The organism is Streptomyces prasinopilosus, assembly GCF_001419695.1.
In the GTDB taxonomy this organism is placed as follows: domain Bacteria; phylum Actinomycetota; class Actinomycetes; order Streptomycetales; family Streptomycetaceae; genus Streptomyces; species Streptomyces prasinopilosus.
In genome coordinates this window covers 1-5,562 of sequence record NZ_LIRG01000484.1, presented here as the reverse complement: position 1 = coordinate 5,562, position 5,562 = coordinate 1, and the positions used below count along the sequence as shown (strand labels likewise).

Here is a 5,562-nt window from a genome sequence, read left to right as displayed (position 1 = left end):
TCATCCATCACCGCCGGAGCTTTCAACCCCCGCTCATGCGGGCGGGGGTGTTATCCGGTATTAGACCCCGTTTCCAGGGCTTGTCCCGAAGTGAGGGGCAGATTGCCCACGTGTTACTCACCCGTTCGCCACTAATCCCCACCGAGGTGGTTCATCGTTCGACTTGCATGTGTTAAGCACGCCGCCAGCGTTCGTCCTGAGCCAGGATCAAACTCTCCGTGAATGTTTACCGGTGATCCGGTGACACATGCACGAGAGCGGCACGCCGGGCGGAATGGGCCCGGTCGTGTCCAGCGTCCTCGCTGTGTTTACTGCAAAGGAACCTCAACGATCCGGACCGGACGGTCCGTGTCGTCGGGGTATCAACATATCTGGCGTTGATTTTTGGCACGCTGTTGAGTTCTCAAGGAACGGACGCTTCCTTCGTACCGGCCCTCGCGGGCTTTCCTCCGGGCGCTTCCCTTCGGTCTTGCGTTTCCGACTCTATCAGATCTTTCCGATCCGATTTCCTCGGGGTTTTCGCCTTCCCGGGTTCCCGCTTTCGCGTTTTCCCTTTCCGGCGGCTCCGACTTTATCAGAAGTTTCGCGCCGAACTTGCCGGCCGAGTTTTTCCGATTTATCGGGAGGGGCTTCGTCGAAATCTGAAGTCTCGAGAAGCAGTCAGATACTCACGGTCGCCACTGCGGGTCAAAGCCCAGCTCCAAGCAACCGTTCAAATCTACCTCCCCGCTCGGTCCGTGTCAACGGCTCCTGCGGGGCGAAGAGGAGACTAGCAGCTGAACGGAGCTCCACGCACATCAGGCCGCCGTCGGCACGACGGCGCTGCGTTCGGCCGTCTCCAGGTCGCCGGTCTCACCGGCCCGGGCCGCGCGTCCGCCCAAGACGTAGACGTAGGCCAGGAAGGCCAGCTCCGCGACGACTCCGATGGTGATGCGGGCCCAGGTGGGGAGGCCTGACGGGGTGACGAAGCCTTCTATCGCGCCGGAGACGAAGAGCACCAGCGCCAGGCCGATCGCCATGGCCAGTGCCGCCCGGCCCTCCTCGGCGAGGGCCCTGCGCCGCGGGCGTGGCCCGGGGTCGACGAGGGTCCACCCGAGGCGCAGGCCGGTGCCGGCCGCGACGAAGACCGCGGTCAGTTCGAGGAGGCCGTGGGGCAGGACCAGGCCGAGGAAGGTGTCCAGCCGGCCCGCGGAGGCCATGAGCCCGAAGCCGATGCCCAGGTTGAGCATGTTCGTGAAGAGGATCCAGATGACCGGCAGGCCCAGGAAGACGCCCAGGATCAGGCAGAGGGCGGCGGCCCACGCGTTGTTCGTCCAGACCTGGGCGGCGAACGAGGCCGCGGGGTTGCTGGAGTAGTACGTCTCGTACTGACCGCCGGGGCGGGTGAGCTCGCGCAGCTCTGCGGGCGCGGCTATGGAGGCCTGGACGTCGGGGTGGGTGCCGATCCACCAGCCGAGGAGGGCCGCGACGGCGGTGGACAGCAGTGCGGTGGGAACCCACCAGTGACGGGCCCGGTACACGGCGGCCGGGAAGCTGTGCGCGAGGAAGTGCGTGACGTCCCTCCAGGATGCGCGCCGTGTCCCTGTCACAGCACCCCGTGCGCGTGCCACCAGCCGGCTGAGCCTTCCGGTCAGCTGGGGGTCGGGGGCCGCGGACTGGATCAGCGAGAGGTGAGTGGCCGTGCGCTGGTAGAGGAGGACGAGCTCGTCGGCCTCGGCGCCGGTCAGCCGACGCCGACGCCGTAGTAGGGCGTCGAGGCGGTCCCACTCCGCGCGGTGGGCGGAGACGAAGACGTCGAGGTCCATCGGTGTGCCTGCTCCTCGGCTGTTCGTCGGCTCCCGTCGCGGGCTCTCCGGTCGTACGGACCGGCCGGCTCGGCGGTACGGGATGATCGGCTGGTCGTACTTCGGTGCGATGCGCCATCAGCTTGGCAGACTGGCGGTGTTCCGGGCAGGGCAGGGGAAGGGCGGGCGGACGTGAGTGAGCTGGTGACGGGTGAGGCCGTGGCGTTGGAGCTGCGCCCGGCGAAGCTGCCCAGCAGGGCGCTGGCCGTGCTGCTCGACCTGGCCGCGGCGGTGACGGTCTATGTCGTGGTGAGCATCGCGCTGGTGGCGGCCACCGCTTCACTGGACCCCGCGGCTCAGACGGCGATATCCCTCGCGCTCTTTCTGCTGCTGCTGGTGGGCGTGCCCATGGCGGTCGAGACCCTCAGCCACGGACGGTCCCTCGGGAAGATGGCGTGCGGGCTGCGGGTGGTGCGGGACGACGGGGGGCCGATCCGTTTCCGGCACGCACTGGTGCGGGGTCTGATAGGCGTGATCGAGATCCTGATGACGATGGGCGTCGTCGCGTGCATCGCCTCGCTCGTGTCGTCGCGGGGACGGCGGCTCGGAGACGTCTTCGCCGGGACCCTCGTCGTCCGGGAGCGGTTGCCGGTCGGCCCCGTGGGCTCGGTGCCGCCGCCTCCGCCCTGGTTGGCCGGCCGGTTCTCGGGGCTCGATCTGTCCGCGGTGCCGGACGGGCTGTGGCTCGCCGTACGCCAGTACCTGACGCGGATGGGGCAGCTGGACCCGCGGGTGGGACACGCGATGGCGGAGCGGCTGGCGGCGGACCTGGCGGACCGGACGGGGGCGCCGGTGCCGCAGGGCGTGCCGGCGCCGGCGTACCTGGCGGCGGTGGTGCAGGAGCGGCAGGTCCGGGACGCCCGGCGCGCCTTCGGGCACGGCGCCGGTGGGGCGGCGGCCGTGGGGGGCCGGCCGGCCGGTCCCGCCGGGCCGGCGGGTGCGTACGCCCCGCCGCCCGTCCACCGGCCGGCTCCGCCGACCGCGTATCCCTCCGGACCCGCCCACTCCGCCGGTCCCGCCGGCCCGTCCGTTCCCCCGGTTCCCGCCGCGCCCGTGTCGCCTCCCCCGCCGGCCGAGGGGCCGTCGACCGGGTTCGTGCCTCCGGCGTAGGTCGCGTCCGGGCCGTCTCCCGGGAGGGTGGTCAGTCGAGGACCGAGGGGGGTGACTCGAGGTCCTCGAGTTCGATGCCGGGGGCTGCGAGGACCACGTCCCCGGAGAGGTGCACGGTGTGCTGCTCACCGGTGTCCAGGGCTGTGACCTGGTACGCGTCCACGGTCAGGGGTCCGTTGTCAGTGGCGTGTGCTTCTCTTTCCACCAAGGTCCAGGACTGGTCCACGGTGAGGGGGGCGAGCACCGGATCCGTGAAGGCGACGAGCCGTACGCGGGTGGCCGGGGCGGAGGGGGTGAGGCGCAGGAGGCGGGCGGTGGCGACGAGGAACGCGGGCGAGGAGCCGGTGAAGGCGTGGGCGCGCACATTGCCTTCGGTGGCGTGGGTTCCGGTGGGGTCGGTACGGACCCAGGTGACGCCGTCGAGGGCGGCGCCGCGGACCTGCCAGCTCGCGGCGTGCAGTTCGAGCCGGATGGGGCGGCCCAGTTCGTCGAGGGCGAGGTCGACCGAGCCCAGGTGATCGCCGGACGGGGCGGTGAGCCGGGAGACGTAGCGCCAGCCGGAGGGGCCGGGGGCGCACTGGAAGTGTTCTTCGGCGAGGGGGGTGCGATCGTGCGGATCGTGGAGCGAATAGCGGCCGCGGGGCATGGGGGTCCTGGGTCTTGACGGGTCGGCCCGGTCACCGGCCGGGCGACGGGACAGGCCCCCGTCACGGGGGTGCGGGGGCCTGTCCCGGAGGGGCCTGCCGCCGGGGAGCGCGCCGGTGCACGGTGCGCTCCCCGCGGCGGGAGCCTCGGCCCGGCGGGCGTCGGCTCCTCGGACGCGTCGGCTCAGTAGCGGTAGTGGTCCGACTTGTACGGGCCCTCGACCGTCACACCGATGTACTCGGCCTGCTCGGGACGCAGGGTGGTCAGCTTCACCCCGAGCGCGTCCAGGTGCAGGCGGGCGACCTTCTCGTCCAGGTGCTTGGGCAGCACGTAGACGCCGGTCGGGTACTCGTCGGGCTTGGTGAACAGCTCGATCTGGGCCAGAGTCTGGTCCGCGAAGGAGTTGGACATCACGAACGACGGGTGGCCGGTGGCGTTGCCCAGGTTCAGCAGGCGGCCCTCGGAGAGGACGATGAGGACCTTGCCGTCGGGGTACGTCCAGGTGTGGACCTGCGGCTTGATCTCGTCCTTGACGATGCCGGGAGTGGCGGCCAGGCCGGCCATGTCGATCTCGTTGTCGAAGTGGCCGATGTTGCCCACGATGGCCTGGTGCTTCATCCGGGCCATGTCCGAGGCCATGATGATGTCCTTGTTGCCGGTCGTGGTGATGAAGATGTCGGCCTGCTCGACGACCTCGTCCAGCGTGGTCACCTGGTAGCCGTCCATCGCGGCCTGCAGGGCGCAGATCGGGTCGATCTCGGTGATGATCACACGGGCGCCCTGGCCGCGCAGGGACTCCGCGCAGCCCTTGCCGACGTCGCCGTAGCCGCAGACCACGGCGGTCTTGCCGCCGATCAGGGTGTCGGTGGCGCGGTTGATGCCGTCGATCAGGGAGTGCCGGCAGCCGTACTTGTTGTCGAACTTCGACTTGGTCACGGCGTCGTTCACGTTGATCGCCGGGAACAGCAGGGTGCCGTCGCGGTGCATCTCGTACAGGCGGTGGACGCCGGTGGTGGTCTCCTCGGTGACACCGCGGATCTCGGACGCCAGCTGGGTCCACTTCTGCGGGCTCTCGCTCACCGTGCGGGTGAGGAGTTCGAGGATGACGCGGTGCTCGTCGGACTCGGCGGTGTCGACCGAGGGGACCTTGCCGTCCTTCTCGTACTCGACGCCCTTGTGGACCAGGAGGGTGGCGTCACCGCCGTCGTCCAGGATCATGTTCGGGCCGCCGGTGGGGGTGTCCGGCCAGGTCAGCGCCTGCTCGGTGCACCACCAGTACTCCTCCAGGGTCTCGCCCTTCCAGGCGAAGACCGGGACGCCCTGCGGGTTCTCGGGCGTGCCGTTCGGGCCGACGGCGATGGCGGCCGCGGCGTGGTCCTGGGTGGAGAAGATGTTGCAGGACGCCCAGCGGACCTGGGCGCCGAGGGCGGTCAGGGTCTCGATGAGGACGGCGGTCTGCACGGTCATGTGCAGGGAGCCGGTGACACGGGCGCCGGCCAGGGGCTGGGCCTCGGCGTATTCCTTGCGGATCGCCATCAGGCCCGGCATCTCGTGCTCGGCGAGGGTGATCTCCTTGCGGCCGAAGGCGGCCAGGGAGAGATCGGCGACCTTGAAGTCCTGTCGGGTGTCGACAGTCGTCATGGAGAGCTGCTCCTCGGGATGTGGGTCGAGGTGAATACGGCTGTTCTGCGCGGCGGCGGACACAAGGGTGCCCGAGGAGGGCACAGGCATGCCCGCGTGCGCGCAGCGCAGTCCGTCGGAGGCCCTCTCTCCCTCGGCCGGTCCGCAGGGGGACCGCCCGACCGCCATCAGCAGCGACGTCTGGCTCCGTCCCAAGCTACACCGACGGGCACGGCCGTCCCCAGCCGGTTGCCGGACACATCAAGCCGAACACGGAGGGCGACGAAACGCGACGACCACCGGGCCGGTGGTCGTCGCGTTTCGTCGCCCTCCGTGTTCGGCT

At 70.1% G+C, this 5,562-nt stretch carries 4 protein-coding genes and 1 rRNA gene; 1 reads left to right on the top strand and 4 read right to left on the bottom strand.

Translation table 11 applies throughout. From position 1 onward, the window contains the following. Positions 1-223, bottom strand: a 16S ribosomal RNA gene (locus AOK18_RS20115); the annotation flags it as partial. 574 nt (positions 224-797) lie between these two features. Further along, positions 798-1,805, bottom strand: a complete 1,008-nt coding sequence (locus AOK18_RS20110) for a stage II sporulation protein M (RefSeq protein WP_055695267.1) — start codon at positions 1,803-1,805, stop codon at positions 798-800. A gap of 171 nt (positions 1,806-1,976) precedes the next feature. Between AOK18_RS20110 and AOK18_RS20105 the strand changes: the two genes are divergently transcribed. Continuing rightward, on the top strand, positions 1,977-2,954 hold the full coding sequence (locus AOK18_RS20105) for an RDD family protein (RefSeq protein WP_055695266.1): 978 nt from the start codon (positions 1,977-1,979) through the stop codon (positions 2,952-2,954). 31 nt (positions 2,955-2,985) lie between these two features. Here AOK18_RS20105 and AOK18_RS20100 read toward each other — a convergent pair whose 3' ends face one another. Both AOK18_RS20100 and ahcY read right to left on the bottom strand, forming a co-directional pair. Further along, entirely contained in the window at positions 2,986-3,600 is a 615-nt protein-coding gene (locus tag AOK18_RS20100; RefSeq protein ID WP_055574200.1) for a hypothetical protein, read from the bottom strand. Positions 3,601-3,782: 182 nt separating this feature from the next. Further along, a complete protein-coding gene (ahcY, locus tag AOK18_RS20095) occupies positions 3,783-5,240 on the bottom strand; it encodes an adenosylhomocysteinase (RefSeq protein ID WP_055574199.1) in 1,458 nt (485 codons plus the stop codon). Between the last annotated feature and the right edge of the window lie 322 nt (positions 5,241-5,562).

What these genes read in the sequence shown, in the direction of transcription:
- AOK18_RS20110 (WP_055695267.1), bottom strand. Translation starts at nt 1,805, where the DNA reads ATGGACCTCGACGTCTTCGTCTCCGCCCACCGCGCGGAGTGGGACCGC.
- AOK18_RS20100 (WP_055574200.1), bottom strand. Translation starts at nt 3,600, where the DNA reads ATGCCCCGCGGCCGCTATTCGCTCCACGATCCGCACGATCGCACCCCC.
- ahcY (WP_055574199.1), bottom strand. Translation starts at nt 5,240, where the DNA reads ATGACGACTGTCGACACCCGACAGGACTTCAAGGTCGCCGATCTCTCC.